The sequence below is a fragment of the Bacillus sp. SJS genome (assembly GCF_000732485.2).
Lineage (GTDB): Bacteria > Bacillota > Bacilli > Bacillales > Bacillaceae > Metabacillus_B > Metabacillus_B sediminis.
On the sequence record NZ_JAQV02000025.1, the window covers coordinates 12388 to 30353 of the forward strand.

At 43.6% G+C, this 17966-nt stretch carries 17 protein-coding genes; 5 read left to right on the top strand and 12 right to left on the bottom strand.

What is annotated here, in order from left to right; genetic code table 11:
• Positions 1 to 50: 50 nt before the first annotated feature.
• Positions 51 to 695 carry an SDR family oxidoreductase gene (locus AS29_RS15835; protein ID WP_035410056.1) on the bottom strand — a complete coding sequence of 215 codons (645 nt, stop codon included), beginning with the start codon at positions 693 to 695 and terminating at the stop codon, positions 51 to 53.
• A 495-nt stretch (positions 696 to 1190) separates the two neighbouring features.
• Between AS29_RS15835 and AS29_RS15840 the strand changes: the two genes are divergently transcribed.
• Positions 1191 to 2423 (top strand): MDR family MFS transporter, encoded by a 1233-nt coding sequence (locus tag AS29_RS15840; protein ID WP_035410157.1) that lies wholly within the window; start codon positions 1191 to 1193, stop codon positions 2421 to 2423.
• A 39-nt stretch (positions 2424 to 2462) separates the two neighbouring features.
• Here AS29_RS15840 and AS29_RS15845 read toward each other — a convergent pair whose 3' ends face one another.
• Both AS29_RS15845 and AS29_RS15850 read right to left on the bottom strand, forming a co-directional pair.
• Positions 2463 to 3116, bottom strand: a complete 654-nt coding sequence (locus tag AS29_RS15845; RefSeq protein WP_231889967.1) for an SDR family NAD(P)-dependent oxidoreductase — start codon at positions 3114 to 3116, stop codon at positions 2463 to 2465.
• A 97-nt stretch (positions 3117 to 3213) separates the two neighbouring features.
• Positions 3214 to 5280 (bottom strand): class I SAM-dependent methyltransferase, encoded by a 2067-nt coding sequence (locus AS29_RS15850; protein ID WP_035410059.1) that lies wholly within the window; start codon positions 5278 to 5280, stop codon positions 3214 to 3216.
• A gap of 125 nt (positions 5281 to 5405) precedes the next feature.
• On the opposite strand from AS29_RS15850, the gene AS29_RS15855 reads away from it, so the two are divergent.
• Positions 5406 to 5768: a DUF948 domain-containing protein gene (locus AS29_RS15855; RefSeq protein WP_051860769.1), complete on the top strand. Its 363-nt coding sequence runs from the start codon at positions 5406 to 5408 to the stop codon at positions 5766 to 5768.
• A gap of 192 nt (positions 5769 to 5960) precedes the next feature.
• Positions 5961 to 7292 carry an FAD-dependent oxidoreductase gene (locus AS29_RS15860; protein WP_035410062.1) on the top strand — a complete coding sequence of 444 codons (1332 nt, stop codon included), beginning with the start codon at positions 5961 to 5963 and terminating at the stop codon, positions 7290 to 7292.
• A 57-nt stretch (positions 7293 to 7349) separates the two neighbouring features.
• On the opposite strand, the gene AS29_RS15865 is transcribed toward AS29_RS15860, so the two are convergent.
• The 3 genes from AS29_RS15865 to AS29_RS15875 are packed head-to-tail and all read right to left on the bottom strand — an operon-like array spanning position 7350 to position 9743.
• Positions 7350 to 8540, bottom strand: coding sequence for a methyl-accepting chemotaxis protein (locus AS29_RS15865; protein WP_035410065.1), 1191 nt, complete (start codon positions 8538 to 8540; stop codon positions 7350 to 7352).
• A complete protein-coding gene (locus AS29_RS15870) occupies positions 8537 to 9172 on the bottom strand; it encodes an ECF transporter S component (RefSeq protein WP_082883882.1) in 636 nt (211 codons plus the stop codon). The genes AS29_RS15865 and AS29_RS15870 overlap by 4 nt, the downstream gene beginning before the upstream one ends.
• 19 nt (positions 9173 to 9191) lie before the next feature.
• On the bottom strand, positions 9192 to 9743 hold the full coding sequence (locus AS29_RS15875) for a DICT sensory domain-containing protein (RefSeq protein WP_231889969.1): 552 nt from the start codon (positions 9741 to 9743) through the stop codon (positions 9192 to 9194).
• A gap of 241 nt (positions 9744 to 9984) precedes the next feature.
• On the opposite strand from AS29_RS15875, the gene AS29_RS15880 reads away from it, so the two are divergent.
• Positions 9985 to 11220, top strand: coding sequence for a right-handed parallel beta-helix repeat-containing protein (locus AS29_RS15880; protein WP_035410068.1), 1236 nt, complete (start codon positions 9985 to 9987; stop codon positions 11218 to 11220).
• 110 nt (positions 11221 to 11330) lie between these two features.
• On the opposite strand, the gene AS29_RS15885 is transcribed toward AS29_RS15880, so the two are convergent.
• The 4 genes from AS29_RS15885 to AS29_RS15900 form a co-directional block, all read right to left on the bottom strand.
• Positions 11331 to 12248, bottom strand: a complete 918-nt coding sequence (locus AS29_RS15885) for an alpha/beta fold hydrolase (RefSeq protein ID WP_331712028.1) — start codon at positions 12246 to 12248, stop codon at positions 11331 to 11333.
• A 114-nt stretch (positions 12249 to 12362) separates the two neighbouring features.
• Complete coding sequence (locus AS29_RS15890) at positions 12363 to 13124, bottom strand: ABC transporter ATP-binding protein (RefSeq protein ID WP_035410071.1); 762 nt, start codon at positions 13122 to 13124, stop codon at positions 12363 to 12365.
• Positions 13125 to 13137: 13 nt separating this feature from the next.
• Positions 13138 to 15018 carry an FtsX-like permease family protein gene (locus AS29_RS15895; protein WP_035410074.1) on the bottom strand — a complete coding sequence of 627 codons (1881 nt, stop codon included), beginning with the start codon at positions 15016 to 15018 and terminating at the stop codon, positions 13138 to 13140.
• A gap of 86 nt (positions 15019 to 15104) precedes the next feature.
• Positions 15105 to 15419: a hypothetical protein gene (locus tag AS29_RS15900; RefSeq protein ID WP_035410077.1), complete on the bottom strand. Its 315-nt coding sequence runs from the start codon at positions 15417 to 15419 to the stop codon at positions 15105 to 15107.
• A gap of 130 nt (positions 15420 to 15549) precedes the next feature.
• On the opposite strand from AS29_RS15900, the gene hmpA reads away from it, so the two are divergent.
• Positions 15550 to 16728 (top strand): NO-inducible flavohemoprotein, encoded by a 1179-nt coding sequence (hmpA, locus tag AS29_RS15905; RefSeq protein ID WP_035410081.1) that lies wholly within the window; start codon positions 15550 to 15552, stop codon positions 16726 to 16728.
• Between the two features lie 35 nt (positions 16729 to 16763).
• On the opposite strand, the gene AS29_RS15910 is transcribed toward hmpA, so the two are convergent.
• Together AS29_RS15910 and AS29_RS15915 are read right to left on the bottom strand one after the other, a co-directional pair.
• On the bottom strand, positions 16764 to 17240 hold the full coding sequence (locus tag AS29_RS15910) for a DMT family transporter (RefSeq protein ID WP_035410083.1): 477 nt from the start codon (positions 17238 to 17240) through the stop codon (positions 16764 to 16766).
• Positions 17241 to 17255: 15 nt separating this feature from the next.
• Positions 17256 to 17954, bottom strand: a complete 699-nt coding sequence (locus AS29_RS15915) for a Crp/Fnr family transcriptional regulator (RefSeq protein WP_035410088.1) — start codon at positions 17952 to 17954, stop codon at positions 17256 to 17258.
• Positions 17955 to 17966 lie beyond the last annotated feature (12 nt).

Genomic DNA, 17966 nt, shown 5'->3' on the forward strand with positions numbered 1-17966 from the left:
TCGATTGCAAACAAAAAACACCAGGAAGCGGCTGCTCCCTGGCTCTCCTTTTAAATCGAACGAATGGCTTCTTCTATGGATGTGTCCCCGCTGATCAGATCAAAAGACTTCTTAAACGTGTGATTCTCTGCAAGCGATGCCGCAATCACCTTCGCTACATCCTCTCTCGGAATCGAACCGCGATCAAGGTTTTCTGCTGCTGAAACCTTTCCCGTTCCCGGCTCATTCAGCAATCCGCCTGGACGGACAATCGTATAATCCAAACCGCTCCGTTCAAGCTCCTTATCCGCATAGTGCTTCGCTGCATAATACGGAAGCAGCTGCTCATTCCAATTTTCCCGGTTATGAGCCTGAAGCGCACTCACCATCACAAACCGCTGAACCCCAGTCTGTTTTGCGGCTTCAATCAGCTTTCCTGCACCATCCAAATCAATGAGGAGCGTTTTATCCGAACCTGTACTTCCACCGGAACCTGCGGTGAATACAATCGCATCACTGCCCTTCACCGCATTTTCAAGATCGGAAACCGTTCCCTCCAAATCAGCCAGTACCGTTTCAATCCCCTTCTCAGCAAAAGCATCCGCCTGCTCCTGCTTTCTCACCATGGCAATCGGAGTGTGCTCCCCGCTGTTTTGAAGAAGCTCCACCACCTGCTTCCCAATCTGACCGTTGGCACCTGCTATGATTACTTTCATCTTGCATCTCTCCTTTCAGCTGTTCTTATCATGTCCATATTGTTTCAAAAACGAGAATCCATTTCAAACATGCTGTTTGGGAGGTGTGTTAATTAAACGTTTGTTTAAGGGGTGGAGGGGTGGTTTGTCTGACGATTTTGTCTGACGAACTCACTGCTTCCCCCTTTTGTCTGACGATTTTGTCTGACAAACTCACTCTTCTCCCGTTTGTCTGACGATTTTGTCTGACGAACTCACTCTGCCCCCGTTTGTCTGACGATTTTGTCTGACGAACTCACTCTCCCCCCGTTTGTCTGACGATTTTGTCTGACAAACTCACTCTGCCCCCGTTTGTCTGACGATTTTGTCTGACAAACTCACTCTTCTCCCGTTTGTCTGACAAACTCACTCTACTCAAATCACCTGACGATTTTTGAGCTCTCCATCCAACGATGGATGACGGAAGGAATGACCTGGGATAAAATAGGATCAGAGAATAGAAAGGAAGTTTTTTACATGAACACATTGCGTATGGTTCACCCTATTGCCTGGAATATCATTATCGGAACGTTGTTCAGCCGGATGGCGACTTCGATGAGTATTCCTTTTCTGGCCATATATTTAACTAGTGAAATGGGGGTTTCAGCCTCTGTAACAGGAGCAATTATTGCAGCGAGTTCACTTGTGGGGATTGCCGCGAGCTTTTATGGGGGGTATTTGTCTGACCGGTTCGGACAAAAGCCGGTTCTGCTTATATCCATTTTCGCTTGGAGTCTCGTTTTTATCGGTTTTGCCCAGTCCTCCGCTGTTTGGATGTTTTTTGTGATGAATATGTTGAACGGTCTTTGCTGGGCCGTTTTTGAGCCTACATCCAGAGCGATTCTTTCGGACGTGACGGAGGAGAAAAACCGGCTGGTTCTTTTCAATCTCCGCTATACAGCGATCAATGTCGGTGTCGTGTTTGGGCCGATTATCGGCCTTCAGCTTGGTTCTTCTACCTCCCTTGCTCCGTTCTATTATGCAGCGGGGGCCAGTCTGCTTTATGGATTGTCGCTTGTATACATGCTTTCCGTTCATAAAATCGGAACACCTTCCACTGCGAAACCTATTGTAACGGTGAGGGAGGCATTCGGCGTGCTGAGAAAGGATACCATTTTTCTGCTGGGGCTGGTCGGTATTGTATTGTCTGTTGCGGGGTATTCCCAATTTAGTTCGACGCTGCCTCAGTACTTTGCGATGTCTCCGAAAATCGAGAATGGGGCCCAGTTTTTCTCCTTGATGCTAACGTTAAACGCAATTGTTGTGATTATGTTTCAGTATCCGCTCATTCAGTTTGGAAAAAAGTACAGTCCTATTCTTTCGATTTTGGCTGGGAATCTGCTTGTTTCAATCAGCCTGCTGACTTTTAGTCTGACGGACAGTTTATTCGGGATTCTGGGAATCGTGGTCTTGTTCACGGTTGGGGAAGTTTTGATGTTTTGCATGACGGATATGTTTGTAGATCAGCTTGCCAAACCGGGTTTGAAGGGCTCGTATTTCGGCGCCATGGGCTTCACGGGGATTGGGAGCGTTATTGGTCCATTTGCAGGGGGCATTCTGCTTGACTCCTTTGGAACGACACAGCCCATTCTTCTTTTCGGGTCTCTCGCTCTGTTGACAGCGCTTGGCATTCCTATGCTGATAAAAGTACATATATTAAGCAGACGAAAAGAAGCTGCCACTCCAATCCATGAATCGAAAGGTTATTAAAAAAAAGCCGCCCGGCAATCGCTGAGGCGGCTTCTCTAATTATTCCCCTTCAAAAACAGCCTCAAGTTCCTTTTTTTCGGCATGCATTTGAAAGTATCTTTCTGCGATGTTTCCAGAGGAAAAGCTTGTACCCTCTTGTACAAACCCTTTTATGGTCAGCGTTCCAACATATATTCCTTTCGGTTCAAGTTCCTGGCTCAGGCTATAGGCTAAATTCCGGATGCCCGCTTTCCCTATTGCCAGTGAGGAATAATCCGCATATGGATGGAGAGCAAGTCCTCCTCCTGTTAATAGGATCGATCCCCCGCCTGTTTTCTCCATGGCAGGAAGGACAGCTTTCACACTGGTTAATGCACCGCCAACGCTTACGCTGAAGTCGCGTGTCAAATCGTCGGCAGTTAAGCTTGTCGGCTTTCCAGGTGTTCCTGCGGCTGCATTATAGAGGAGGACATGGACGCTGCCAAACATTTCGATCGCAGCGGAAATTGCTTCTGATAAACTGTTCTCATCAGAAGCATCCCCCTGGAACCCTTTTGCTTCTACTCCATCTTCAGTAAGTTCGGATACGTATTGGTCAAGTGCCTCTTTACGCCGGGCAATAAGGGCTACAGAGTATCCCTCTTTTCCAAATTTTTTTGCGGCTGCCATGCTGATTCCTTCACCGGCTCCAACAATGATCATCGTTTTATTCACTGATTCCGCCCTCCTTATTTGTATATACAACCATAACGTTTGTATGTACAAATTAACACGCGGAAAAAAGGATGTCAACTGCCCACCCTTTTCCAGCTCAGTTTTTTTCAATAACGATAAAGCAAGTGCTGTCCGGAAGCCTGACAGGATTACCTGTTTCATTCGTTAGCTCTATTTTCTTCAGCAAATGCTCTTCATAGCCTTCTTGCAGATAATGTTCGAAGAGCAGAATTTCGGCTTCGCTTCCGAGAGCAGTCTTTATAAACTCTTTAAAAACCGTGGGGGTAAAGTAGCCAAACTGTTCCTGAACTTCATGCGGATAGGCTTCTTCTCCCCATGTATACGTGTAGAGGAATTCCATTGCATCGTTTACATTCAGAAGAACGGCATCCTCTCCTGCTAATGTGCAGTCGATTGCTCTCCCCTCAAAATCCTGTACATACCTTTTGAAAAAAGAAAGGCCCTTTGGATCTTTAAACCGAATGATTCTTTTTTGCTCCGCAGGTTCTGTCATAATGCCGTCCCGAATAATGATTCTCCCTTTTGGACGAAGGGCTTTCAGGGAGCTTTTTAATGCTTGAGCGATGACGAGATGATTAAACTTTTTGCCTTTGTAAGGAATATAGGAAAACATTTCATGAAGGATGGAAGAAAATACAATCGTATCTGCGCTTTCTTTTCCCACATACTGCTCGAGCTGCAAGGCATCCCCTTGCATGACTTCCCATGAGGCCTGCTCTCTTTGCTTTTTCCTTTTCAGCTCTTCTACCACATTTACAGCAATATCAATTCCAATTATTTTAGCCTCTGGATGGTACTGGGTTAACAGATCGAGCATCACCCCGCCTCCCGGACCAATATCAATCATGGTTTCTCCTATTGCGTAATCGACAATTTTTTTCTTGAAATCCTGGGAGCTGTTCATATCGCTTAAATACGTTTGTTCGTTATTCAGCCGGTCATATCCATCTTTTCTGAAATTGAACAAATCATATAAAAGCACGATTGCCCGGTCATAGAGCGGAGATTTTTCTGCCTCCTGGCAAAACTCGATCAGCTTTTCAGCTGCGGCTGAAAAGGAGAAATAAATACCCGCCATCTCCTCATGCTCGTTCAAAGCTGCGGAAATTAACTGGACATGTTCATTCTCCGGCTGCTTTCCCATCAGTAGCTCTTCAATCGAATATTCCTCAAGATAGGATTCTATTATTCTTTTTTTATATACATTAACAGTCTTTTTTCCTTTATAGTCGTAATACAGCTCCTTCATCATCGGTTCAAAGGAAATCTGGCTAAGAGCAGAATCCTGCGCCTGCTTCTCTGTTATCAAGAATATCTTGATAAACTCCTCAAAACTGAAATTATAAAGCGCGGCTTCCACATACCACATGTCAATCCTATGAAAAAAAGCATTCAGCCGGGGTTCAGCTAGAGGAATTTCCTTCACAAATTCTTTATAGACGGCTGCAAAATCCTCTCCGGAAACGGATGCATTGGTTCTAAGCCTTCTCATCCTCTCATAAAGGGTTTGCTCCCTGCTCGTTTCACCCGCGCAGATCCAAGTGATCACTTCTTTCATTTCCTCTTCAACAGATCTCCAGATACCGGGAGACACGCCTTCGATGATGCACTGGTTTAAAGCATATAAAATCGAGAACAAGTCATCCCTGCTTCCATGTGTTAGATGGATGAGAGAGGCATACCGGACTTCTCCTCTTATGTATTGTCCCGCTAATCCGTGAGTCAGGATGAGAAGGTATATGAACTCTTCCCGCTTACGATCCCTTTTTGATTTCGGCAGCTTTTCCATCTCAGAAGCATAAATTTGTGCAGATCCAATATTGTGTATGGCAAGCTGATAGCCCTTTTTCAGCCATTCACGTCTTTGGTGGGAAAGGCCGCACTTGGCTGTTTCACTCCAGATAAGCACTTCTTCCACTGCTTGTTTTTGGTATTCCGGAAGATGCAATCCATGTAGTGTAATGAGCGTTCTTTCCACATACTCCAGTACAGGGTTTTCTGTCATTTGCTCCAGCGATTCAATTTGCTCAAGATTTACATTTTTCTCTTTCGTCAGGGTTAGGTATTTCAGCCACTTGTGCTCCCGAAGCAGCAGAGTGTTTCCTGATTTAAGCTGGCTGATCGCGTTTAATGATGAAAGCACGGAATCCGCTCCTCTTTTCTATTTTTTCACCACTCTATCATACTCTAAATATTCCAATACCCGGAAATGGAATGTCCTTACGCCTATGCTCATAGACTGAGAGTATACGAAGGGAGCTGGTCCGGATGCTTGAATGGAGTGCGGCTATTGCTGCGGTGGCCTTTACGATTCTTGTTGTCTTTTTGATTATGACGCTGCGCAAGGTTATGGTTACTCTCGCTGAGACCAAAAAAACGTTAACGGATGCCAGGAGTGCTGTGAATGGCCTTACGGAGGAAGCGGAGGAACTGATTCACACCGCTAATCAAATTTCAGTTGATGTAAAAGGGAAGGTCAAAGCGGTCGATCCTCTGATTGAGTCGGTGCATGATGTTGGCGAGGTTATTCAGAACGTTACGAGTTCCGTAAAAAGAGCGACCGCTCAAAATGCGAAGCCAAAGACGATTCATATGCAGGAAAGCAAGCCTGTTCAAATTAAATTAAAGTAAGCAAAAGAGGCCGGAATTAGACGGCCTCTTTCTTGTGATCATCCGTTCTCTTTAGAAATATGTCTTTTATGTGAAAATATTCACATAGTGTTGCATTTTCAATCGGACGGAGTATACTGAAGGTAAGATATGTGAAACACTTCACATATACTTGTGAATTACTTCACAAAACATATTAGGAGGTCTTTTCTAATGAAAGTTATTGTTATTGGATGTACACATGCTGGTACTGCAGCCGTTTCAAATATGAAAAAACAATACCCTGAAGCAGAGATTACCGTCTACGAGAAAAATGATAATGTGTCCTTCCTTTCATGCGGAATCGCGCTGTATGTAGGCGGAGTGGTAGAAAAAGCGGAGAGTTTATTCTACTCATCACCAGAACAGCTAGCCGATCAGGGAATTCATATGAAATTAAAACACGAAGTAACCAATATCGATCGTCATGGAAAAGAAATCACAGTAACCGATATGAAAACGGGTGAATCCTTTAAGGATTCCTACGATAAACTTGTTGTCACAACCGGTTCATGGCCGGTCGTTCCTCCGCTGGAAGGCATTCAGCTAAATAACATTCAGCTTTGCAAAAATTACTCCCATGCTAAAACAATCATTGAGAAATCAAGGGATGCCAAGAACATCACCGTTGTCGGTGCAGGCTACATTGGAATCGAGCTTGTGGAGGCATTTGAGCATTATGGAAAAAATGTGACGCTGATTGACGGGGAAGAACGGATTTTAAACAAGTACCTGGATCCCGAATATACGGATCAGATTGAGAGTACGCTTGCTGCGAAAGATATAACTCTTGCCCTTGGACAAACCGTAACGCGGTTCGAAGGTACTGACGGCAGCGTTTCGAAAGTCATTACTTCCAAAGGCGAGTACGAGGCAGATCTTGTCATCCTCTGCATCGGCTTCAAACCAAATACCGGTTTATTAAAAGGCGAAGTTAACATGCTTCCTAACGGGGCGATTATTGTGGATGAGTATATGAGAACGAGTGATGAAAGCATCTTTGCTGCAGGTGACAGCTGTGCCATCCGCTACAACCCGACAAAGCAGCCTGCTTACATTCCGCTTGCGACCAACGCAGTCCGAATGGGCACTCTAGTTGCGAAAAATATTATGAAGCCGACGGTCCGCTATATGGGAACACAAGGTACATCAGGGATTAAAATTTATGACCTGAACATCGCATCCACGGGTGTAACCGAAACAGCGGCCTCTCATTTGAATATGAATGTGAAATCCATCACAATTAAAGAGAATGATAAGCCTGAATTCATGCCTGAGTATGATGAAATTATGCTGAAAGTAGTATATGAGGAAGATACGAACCGCATTGTCGGCGCTCAAGTTATGTCAAAGACCGATGTAACCCAAGCCGTCAACACCCTCTCTGTCTGCATCCAAAATGAGATGACGATTGATGAACTCGGCTTCGTCGACTTCTTCTTTCAGCCTCACTATAACAAGCCCTGGAACTTTTTAAACCAGGCAGGACTTCAAGCGATTGGCTAAGCCAGGGGAATCCCTGGCTTTTTTTATTCCCTGCATAAGCTTACTATGGAGGCATTTTTATTTTGCTTCCTTTAACTCTTCCCTATCTCTTATAACGGCAGGACGGATCCAGGCCACATTTTCATGGACACCGGTTTGATCTTTTAACTTCTGCTGGATTGCCTGTATGTGCTCCTTAATGGTGGAGGCCGTCATCTCGAGTTCCATTAAATGCGATTGCTGCTCCATCGTAATCTCAGCAGATCCCTCAGTCCTCATGCTTAACTTTTCCGTTAGTTCCAGAATCTCATTCATCCGGTCGATTAGAAGCTGATTCTCCGTTTCCACTTCGGCTGAGTCTCTTTTCACTTCGTTTGACTGATCGGCCAAATGATTAACAGCGGTCATGACTTCTTTAAATATCCCATTCATTTCCTGGCCTTTTTGTTTTCCATCCTGAAGAATCTCCTGATTCAAATCAAAGGCCGTCTCCTGTGACAGGATGCTTTTGTGCACATCTTCTACGATCAATTCGATGGCAATCGCACTTTCCTTGACCTGAGCCGAAAGTTTGCGGATTTCATCTGCTACAATCCCGAAACCCGCTCCATGTTTCCCTGCTCTTGCCGCTTCAATCGCTGCATTCAGTGCAAGAAGGTTCGTTTGATTGGCTATATAATCAATTGAACTCAATGCCTTGGTTACTTCTCTCATTTTTACAACAAGCGACTGATTATAGGCTGCAAATTCATCCGAAATCTCCACAATCCTTGAGAAAACCAGGCTAAAATCCGCAGCTTTTTGCATCCCGCTTTTTGATAGTACGGTGACATCCGCTGCTGTGTGGGAGGTCACTTCAATAATTGAATCCAAATTTTGAATCATCCCGTTAATTTTCCCTAAGCGGTCCCCGAATACTTGGATAATCTCCTTCTGAGAATCAATGTCCTTGACCATCTCCATAAGCTGTGTACCCACCTGTTCTGAAGACTCACTCAGCTGAGCGTTCATCAATTGAAGATGTCCGCCGTGAGCTTCCAGGTGCCTTAATTCCTCCAATGAATCCACAAAAGCAGCTTCCGCCACCGGTTCTTCCGCTTCTTTGGCAGGGACTGACTTTTTTCTGAAAAGGAAGACCAACAGCAAACTGGTCATGACCGCCGTACCCACCAAGGATGCAGCGAAAGACATCACAAAATAATGATAAAACGTAAGAACTATAGCAAAGAGGGATCCTCCTGCGATCAACGGTATCCTTGATTGAATCATATTGCAACGCTCCTTTTTTGCAGAATCCGAACAAGCTTGAAGGTAAACGGAATGCCAATCAGGTAGACCATTGAGATTTTTATGAGGTTAAAGGGCAGAATGACGAACAGCACCGCCGTCCTCATATCTTTTACCATTGGATTGAACTGGGCAAAAGAAGCTGTATACTCTTCCATACTTAAACCAAGAAGACTCATGATGGACGGCAGAATAAAATAGTAGTTAAGTGCGTACATCGCCGCTAAAAAAATAAGTGTGGAGATGCCATAGCTCGTCCAATCCAGTTTTTTACGGTAGAAATAAAACCATCCGATCAATCCCGCAATTAGAGATCCGGATATGAAATTGGCAAATTGACCCACAGGAAAACCTACATAGCTGCCATGCAGCACATACTCCACAATGTTCTTTACAAACTGAACCAAAATCCCTGCCAATGGCCCCATTGTAATTGCGCCAATCAGCGCCGGAATATCACTCAAGTCGAGAGTAAGAAAGGGCGGGAAAAATGGAAGTGGAATTTTAAAATAATACAATAGCATACTGCATGAAGCCAGAATGGCAATGGAGGTCATTCTTTGTGTTTTGGACATGGATTTATGCTCCTTTAATTTAGGAAAAGACAGCTTCATAAGCTGTCTTCTCTATCATTTATACGGTCGTCGTTTTTTTAACATGAGGTGCAAGGAGACTGACTGCCTGTTTGACAACAGCAGGGCTTGAGCTTTTAATTCCTTTGAATTTTCGGCCCTCCTCTACTTCATGAACCCCGAAGCCTTCCATATCAAATGCTACCATCATCGACTTAAACATCGGTGAATCAATGACAAGGAACCATTCTCTCATTAATTCGCTTTTAGGAGGCAGTGCAATATAATCAATTCCATCTGCCGGGTCCATGTCTGCATCGTTTTCCCCGAATATATGAACCTGAGAAAATTCCGTCATCGCTTGAAAACGATCGAGTACATTTTTTGCACGGGAAAACTTTTGAAAGCCCGCGTATACATTTCCTTTAAGCTTTTTGGTCAAAACCATATTTTCCATCATTAAGCACATGTACTCAAGTTGCGGTACACTCGTTTCGTATTTTAAGGATTGAGCATTGAGCCTTGACAGAGGGGCATTTTCCAGCCGTTCTGTTTCGCCCTCTACCGCTCCGAAACATTCTTGGAAAAGAGACAATTTTTGCAATGCCATCATTATATTCCTCCTCAAATTTACCCTTTTAGGTCTATGTATCTAATTAAATAGTATTATAAACTATAAAAATTATTATATCCACTTCTAACGTTCTGGTCTTTTAGTTCTATTTTTAGCAGCTTGCAAAAAGCATTCAAAACTATTAAGGAAAATAGCCCCCACTTCCTAAGACCAAGTTTGGTTTCGCCTTGCAGGGGAATGAGTTAAAGTGGAAGAGGAAGTATGGTAAGGAGGGCATTGGGTGAAAAAGAAAGCAGGGCTTGTGATTTTGGGCGTTTCCATTCTTTTTTTGCTTATTACGATCATGCAAAAGGATGATGAAAAAAACACGGATTTCATCAATGTAAAAGAGTATGGAGCCGCAGGTGACGGAATCAAGGATGATACAAAAGCCATTCAGAAGGCATTGAAGGCCGGACCTCATAAAAAAGTGTTTTTTCCAAAAGGAAAGTATAAGGTGAGCGATGACTTGACCGTAAAAGGATATACAGAGGTTTACGGAGATCACGCTGGAATCTTTGCTGACTCCGGGTTAGCATCCGTTATCCGCATAAAAGGAGATCACGTCCATATTCACGATCTGACAGTGGATGGCAAGGCGAAGGCCCTTAGAGGCATTACTGTTGAGGCAGGTTCTTCTTATGCTCATATTTCGAAAAGCGTACTCCAAAACTTCAACCAGCCGGAGGAACCTAAGAAGCTTTCCCGGCAAACGGTAAGTGCTGTCAGGATTGAGGGCGGGACAAATCATACGACAGTAGATAAAAGCAGGATTTTCAATGTGATGGCCCGCAACCCGATTGAGGGCTGGAATCACCAAGTATCCCGCGGTATTCTGATCAGCCCGTCTTCAAAGGAGCAGACAGCAGCGAAAAATGTGACGATTTCCAACTCCTCATTCTCAAGCATTGGACCAAAGGATGACGGAGATGGCATTGTCGTTCAAGGATTTAAAGAAAAAGTGAACGTGAACATCCTTGCCAACACATTTACCAATATCCATAAAAGAGCCATTAAAATACAGTCTCCCGGAGCTATCATCAAAAAGAATATCATTTACAACAGCTTCCGGAAAAACAACTATTATACGACCTACTACGATCCGAAAAAATATGATATGTGGGCGGCCATTTCGATTTACGCCGACCACACCGTAATTCAGCAGAACTCCATCAGCGGTGCCGGTGACTATGGAAGAATCATCGATGTCGCCAATGCAAGCCATGTTAAAATCGATTCGAATTACATTCAAAATGGCAGCAGGGCCAACTACAGCGACTCCTCTGTGGTATCGATTACATCCGAGAAAAAACGTGATGCCGCATACATCACTGTTTCCAACAATACTCTTGCAAATGGACGCTACGGAATCTTTGCCGGCAAAAACATAAAAGGCATTAAGGTCTTAAACAATCGTCCGATCAATGTAGCGGACTATCAGAATAAAGCATTGAAGGAAACATTGAAGGAAAGCTAACAAGACAGCATGAGGGCTGTCTTGTTTTGTTGCAATTATAATCTGGTCTACTAAGTCTTACACACTTTAATTTTGAAAAAATCAAGACAGAAGCAGCAACCCAATCCACGTCACAGACTAGAATTAATAAACTCATTTACATATTTGCTCATTTCTCTATACTGAGTCCAATGAAGATAATGATGTCCTTGTAATGAAACTACTTTACTCGAAGAACTCTTACTTAATTGAGTTTGATAAAATGCTACCTTAGATTTACCTTCTTCCCTTCTTTTATCTTCTTCCCTGGCAAAAAATAAAACTGGCATCTTCGTTGAAAATTTCAGCTCTTTCGTTTTATTTATGTTACTTCTAATTTCATTTGTTTCATCTACAACATTTCTGTTGTAGCCTTTCCAAGCAAAAATCGCTTTTGTTATTTTTAAATTCTCTTCAGAATATGTACCCTTCTCTGCTAATGGAAGGAAGTCAATCGGAATCACATTTACAGCTAACCTTGCAGCTCCCGCTTGAGCAGCATATTTCAAATATTCGGGCATGGCTGGAGCGGATTCGCCAAAATAATCTAAAGCCTTAGGTAACGTAGCATCAATACCAATAACAGCTTTAACTTCAGCTGGATATTTATCAGCATAATACATACTGTAAATTCCGGAGATAGAGTGAGGCATTAATATATAGGGACCTTCTACATTTGCTTTTTTTAGAGCTGTTCTAATTTCTTCCACTATATTTTCCACTGTACGGGCTTTATTTGTAAAATCACTCCATCCATATCCAAATGTTTCTACTACTGCCACCCTGTTATTTTTAGCTAACTCGTTTATTAACGGTTCAAAGTCTAAAGCAGGAGCAGCAGTTCCCAATCCGCTTAGTAAAACGATTGTGTCCCGCCCTGCCCCTTTCGAATAGACGTGCATATTCTCACCATTTACTTTTACTAATTTGCCAGCCTCAGGAAACTTTTTTTGTTCATATAAGTTCATTCCTTGATGGCAAAATACCCAAATAAACATGGCTGCTGTCAAAAACAACAGGGTGTTCCTGAACATAATCCAAAACCTGAATTTTTTTTAATACTCATTCTTACCTCCCATCCCCATCAATACGAGCAAAGTTTAAGACCACCGTTAAGGGCAGTATTAATAGCTCACTGCCGGCTCTCTGGCCTCCTCTTCCATCTGAGAAAGAACCTTAATAATCTTCTTATAAAACTGCTCCTTGCTTTCCCCCCTCTTCAATTCGTTATGAAGCTTTCCGTCCTTGATGAAAACGATGCGGTCGCAGTAGCTTGCGGCGGAAGCATCGTGTGTAACCATCATCATGGTAGCTCCTGCTTCTTTATTGATTGATTCCATGATTTCAAGGACATCTCTTGCTGATTTCGAATCCAAATTCCCTGTTGGTTCATCTGCCAAAATCAGTTTTGGCTGATAGATAATCGCCCGTGCGATTGCCGTTCTTTGTGCCTGTCCGCCGGAAATTTCATAAGTTCGTTTATCTAATATAGGAGCAATACCGAGTTTTTCTGCAATCCTCTCAGCTTTTTCATTCATTTCGTTCACTTTCATGCCATCGAGTGTGAGACTCAGGACGATGTTTTCCTTCACAGTGAGAGTTGGCAGCAGATTAAAATGCTGAAAGATAAATCCGAGCTCCCGTCTCCGGAACAGCGCCAGCTCTTTAGACGATAAACGGTTTGGATTCTTCCCATCAATTAAAATCTCGCCGTCTGTCGGGGAATCGATGGTTGATACCATATTCAAAAGCGTTGTTTTCCCGCTTCCCGATGGACCCATCACCCCAACGAACTCTCCCTGCTGAACGGTCAAATCAATTTTGGAAAGCGCCCGGTAGGAAACCTTCCCTTCGTACACCTTTGAAACATTTTTCACTTCAAGCATATTAGCTCCTCCTTTAGATGGCTTGCTTCACTTTATTTACATAACCAACGCGAATGATGAGGAAATAAACGAGCTGGATCAGCATGAAGCTTCCAAGCACCATCGCAATTTCCGTCCAAATTCTTGTGCCAAACATATTGCCAAGCGCAATCAGCGCGATAAATCCGTGTGCAGCTGCTACCCCTACAGGAACAAAAAATAAGAGAGACATTTGAACGGTTACAATTTTCTTCATCTCTTTATCTGTCAAACCGATTTTTGAAATCGCCTGATACTTTTTCACATCCCCTTCGAAATCGGCATAAAGACGGAAATAAAGGAAGCTTCCGGCAGCTGCGAAGAAAACAAATCCGATAAACAGCCCGACGAATAAGAAAATATTAATCGACTGTTTCACTTGATCGATTTTGACCGCTGATGATGTAAAAAGAAAGGCTGGATCCGCTTTCTGACTGAAGGCATATTCAAGCTTTTTCCCTGCAGCAAGTGTAGAAGAGGCGTTTTCTGTCCGATACGCCGTGTAGGATTTCTCCTCTGCTTTGATTGCAGCAAACTGTGGATCCGGCAGGATGACCAAGTCCCCGGTAAACAAACTCATGGAGAAAAGCAGTTTATCCAATACTTTCGGTTTCATTGTTTTCTCAGGAAGCCCGTTTATATGAATTGGCTCCGGCTCATTCCCTTGTGTCAAACCGCGGGGATATAAAAGGTCCTCCTGCATCATAGCGGCCTCTCCTTTTTCAAGGGACAGCTTCGGTTCTTTCCATAAAGCAGCCGCGCGATTGTAATCTGTCTCGCTCATGATCGTATAAGCCTTGTTCTCATCGGTCAGCTTCTTATAGGAAACACTCAGTTTTTCATAATCCGTCCCACTCAACGCATCCTCAATCTGGCTGATTCGCTCATCTTTTTTCTGATCGTTCGGTGCAGCCTGATACACAAACGTATAAGGCTCCTGCAGTTCCACACTGTTTGTCATCATTGCACGGAAACCAACAAGTGTACCAATCGCGGCAAAGGCAACAGTTGAAACAATCGAGACAATAAAAAACATCCGCGCGTTGTCCTTCATTCGAAAGGAAAGGTCTGAAAAAGTGACGATATTGGTCCGGTTTAAATAGATGCGCTCATTCGTTTTCAGTTTTGAAATGATCCAGACGCTTGCTTGCGTAAAGAGAAAATATGTACCGATGACGACAACGATTGTAACGGGAATCATCGCGGACACAACCATCACTCCCTTCACAGCAATAGCGGCTGCGTATCCCCCAAGAAGCAGAACCGCGGCAAGCACTGTCCGGATCCTGGATGCCTTCGGTTCAGGTCTCGGCTTCTCAGTGCCTGTCAGCAAATCAATCAGCTTATTTCCTTTCAGGACGGCAGCAGTGAATGATGAGATGACAAAAAATAATACCGTAAAGGCCGTAAAGGTCAGAATCATAGCACTTTGAGGGAAATAAAACGGCAGTGCCGGGTTCATTCCGATCACCTTTGATCCAAGAATGAGCAAACCCTGGGACGCTAGCAGCCCGGCTCCTATTCCAAACAAAATGGATAGCAGGCCAATGACCATGTTTTCCAGGAAAACAAGCTTCCTCAGCTGCAGGCTTGTCATCCCATGCAGGATGAACAAACCGAATTCTTTTTTTCTTGTTTTAAGGAACGTGCTCATTGAATAGAGGATAAAAAAGAATGTAAATACATAGATGATGGACTCTGCAAAGTGCATGCCTGTTGAAGCATCTTTCAAAGTACCCGCTGTGAGTGCAGGGTGAAAGGCAAAGACGGCATAAACGAAGAAAACAAAAACAGAAAATGCACTGCTTAAGAAATAGGCTGCATACGTCCTCCAATTCCGAAGAACGTTATTGAGAGCCAGCTTGCGAAAGGTCAAAATGAACACTCCTTTTAATCTTATACGAATTAGGTGTATTACTACAATTAGTACACTTAATACATTATGATATTTTCCTTTTGTTGTCAATATAGAAAATTTAATACCGGATGATATGGCCCTTCACTTCGATTTGTGAGTTTACCGGTGTCGCTCGCATCGGTTTTCCGGCTGAACTCCCTGCTTTTCCGGCCGTTCCCGCTTGCTTTCCAGCCAAACTTCTTTTTCCAGCCGATTCTTTGCCTTTTCCGGCTGCTCGCATCGGTTTTCCAGCCGCACTCCCTGCTTTTCCGGCCGTTCACGATTGCATTCCAGCCAAACTTTTTCAGCCCCCTAAATAGTGCTAAGCCTGTGTCTATTACCGAATATCCATAAATGAGAAAATGACTATCCTCTTCCATATTTCACCTAATTGTCATAGATTTGTGTCTGTTGTTTTAAAGATGTATTTACAATATTGTTTTAATCCGTTTACAAGAGTACTTTTAAGATGTATTAAAAATACTTGTTTATGAAGGAGAGCAGAATCTTATGCTAAGCGAAAAAACCAAGAGTATTGTTCAATCTACCGTACCTGTTTTAATCCAGCATGGAACAGCCATTACATCCTGCTTTTATAAAAACCTGTTCACCGATCATCCTGAGCTTTTAAACTTATTCAATCAATCGAATCAAAAGCAGGGAAGACAGCAGGAAGCACTTGCTCGAGCTGTACTTGCAGCGGCAGCGAACATCGACAATCTTGAGGTGATTTTTCCCATCGTTAAGCAGGTTGGACATAAGCACAGGAGTCTCGGTGTAAAGAAAGAACATTACCCGATTGTAGGAAAATACTTATTAGAAGCAATGAAAGAGGTTTTGGGCAATCAAGCGACAGACGAAGTCATTACTGCATGGGGAGAGGCTTATGGAGTTATTGCTGGGGTTTTCATTGGAGAGGAAGAGAAAATGTATCACCAAGCTGAAAATCAATGTGGTGGCTGGAGCGGCTTTAAGAGTTTTAAGCTTGCAGATAAGGTGGTAGAAAGCGACGTTATTACTTCCTTCTACTTAACCCCAGCTGACCACCAATCGCTGCCGGATTTTCTGCCGGGACAGTATATCTCAGTCAGAGTCAAACCGGATGGAGATGCTTTCTGGCATAACCGGCAGTATAGTTTATCCAATGCACCCGGTACAGGAATCTTTAGAATATCAGTTAAAAAAGAACAGCCAGGAACGGTATCCGGCTTCCTCCATAATCAATTGAACATTGGGGATTTCATTGAGGTCAGTGCACCTGCTGGAGATTTTACCCTCATTGATAACGGTCCGGAGCCCATTACCTTTTTAAGCGGCGGAATAGGAGTGACTCCATTCATTAGCATGCTGAACGATCTTGCAAAGAGAAACCCTGAATGGAATGTGCAGTTTATCCATTCAGCCCAAAACGAGCAGGTTCATGCTTTTAAAAAGGAAGTCAATCACCTCATCCAAAGCATGCCAAATGCGGAAGCTGTTTTTTTCTACGAGAATACGGATGGAAGACTTTCATTTGAAGAGCTCCAGCGAATCCTTCTTACCAAGAAAGGAAATTTCTATGTGTGCGGGCCTGTTCCTTTTTTAAAGGCGATGCTTAAAGCATTATCTCTCCTCGATATTGAAAAGAACCGAATTCATTATGAGTTTTTTGGGCCGGCTGTACATTTGAACGAGCCGCAGACAGTATGAAAATAAAACCGGAGATCCATTTCTCCGGTTCTTCATTATTGTACTGATTGAATTTTTTCCCTGTCTTCGCTGACTCTTCCGCGCACCTGCCACTTATAAACCGCAATCCCCGCCATCATGATTAAAATTCCAGCAAGCTTATTCAATGAAAAAGGAATCACTGTTGCTTCAAATAATCCGAATGAGTCAATGATTAGAGCAAGGGTAAGCTGCACAACAATGACAATCGATACGGAAAAAGCAGGTCCGAGCTCCTGAATTCCTTTCATCACACTAAATACAATCCCCACTCCAAAAAGACCGCTGAGCAGATAGAATGGGTTCAAGTCTCCGATATCGAACAGATTCCCTCCATCAATAAGAAAAAAAAGAACCAGAGATGAGACGAGCCCCAGTCCGAGAACGCCCATTGTCGTCAGCCATGCTCCGGCTTTGCTGCTCACCCTGGCGTTAAATACGGTTTGCAGGCTGATGAGCAGTCCTGCCATCGCCGCAAGAATCATTCCTATCATATGATCCCTTCCTTTCTATTCATATATATTGCCGCTGGCGAGCTCTCTAAGTTTCGCAGCGTCTTTTATACGTAAGTTTCCGTTTCTTCGCTCAATCATCTCTTCCGCTGCCAGCTTCTGAATGACACGGTTTAAATGGCGGTAGCTCGTGCCAATCAAGTCAGCAATCTCCTGCAGGCTCGAGGTTTTCATCTCCTTGTAAAACATAGAGCCTTCTCCATCAGAAGAAATGGAAAGAAGATAGCTCGCAAGCCGGACTTCCACCGGATACAGCATATTTAAACTGGAGGAATGGGATTCTGTATAGAATTTATGGGTAACTTCCTCCAGCAGGAAACGGAGAAATGCCGGATCGGAATCGGCAAACTCAGAGATCTCCTGAAAACTTACACCTGCCATGATACCTTCCGTCACTGCTTCTACCGTATTAAACACGTCCCTTTTTTTGATGTATTCAATGTCCCCAATCACAGCCATTGGGGTTTTAAAGCGGACAATCAGTGTTTTGCCTTCCGGCGAGATCGTATAAATTTTTACCTTTCCGCTTAACAGGAAGTACATATGCTCAAGCTTATCGCCTTTTGAACAAAGATTTTCACCTTGTTCAAAGCAGTAAAGGCTCATGTTTTCTGCGAGCTTCTCAGGGAAAACACCTTGAAGTCCAGCTTCAGCGAGCATACGTGTAAGCTGTTCCGGATGATCATATTTTTTCAACTTGCCTTCCCC

Excerpts from the sequence above, each read along its gene's own strand:
- AS29_RS15875 (WP_231889969.1), bottom strand. The coding sequence starts at position 9,743 with ATGATGGCATTGCAAAAATTGTCTCTTTTCCAAGAATGTTTCGGAGCG.
- AS29_RS15855 (WP_051860769.1), top strand. The coding sequence starts at position 5,406 with ATGCTTGAATGGAGTGCGGCTATTGCTGCGGTGGCCTTTACGATTCTT.
- AS29_RS15865 (WP_035410065.1), bottom strand. The coding sequence starts at position 8,540 with ATGATTCAATCAAGGATACCGTTGATCGCAGGAGGATCCCTCTTTGCT.
- AS29_RS15900 (WP_035410077.1), bottom strand. The coding sequence starts at position 15,419 with ATGGAAGAGGATAGTCATTTTCTCATTTATGGATATTCGGTAATAGAC.
- AS29_RS15910 (WP_035410083.1), bottom strand. The coding sequence starts at position 17,240 with ATGATAGGAATGATTCTTGCGGCGATGGCAGGACTGCTCATCAGCCTG.
- AS29_RS15860 (WP_035410062.1), top strand. The coding sequence starts at position 5,961 with ATGAAAGTTATTGTTATTGGATGTACACATGCTGGTACTGCAGCCGTT.
- AS29_RS15840 (WP_035410157.1), top strand. The coding sequence starts at position 1,191 with ATGAACACATTGCGTATGGTTCACCCTATTGCCTGGAATATCATTATC.
- AS29_RS15890 (WP_035410071.1), bottom strand. The coding sequence starts at position 13,124 with ATGCTTGAAGTGAAAAATGTTTCAAAGGTGTACGAAGGGAAGGTTTCC.
- AS29_RS15870 (WP_082883882.1), bottom strand. The coding sequence starts at position 9,172 with ATGAAGCTGTCTTTTCCTAAATTAAAGGAGCATAAATCCATGTCCAAA.
- AS29_RS15835 (WP_035410056.1), bottom strand. The coding sequence starts at position 695 with ATGAAAGTAATCATAGCAGGTGCCAACGGTCAGATTGGGAAGCAGGTG.
- hmpA (WP_035410081.1), top strand. The coding sequence starts at position 15,550 with ATGCTAAGCGAAAAAACCAAGAGTATTGTTCAATCTACCGTACCTGTT.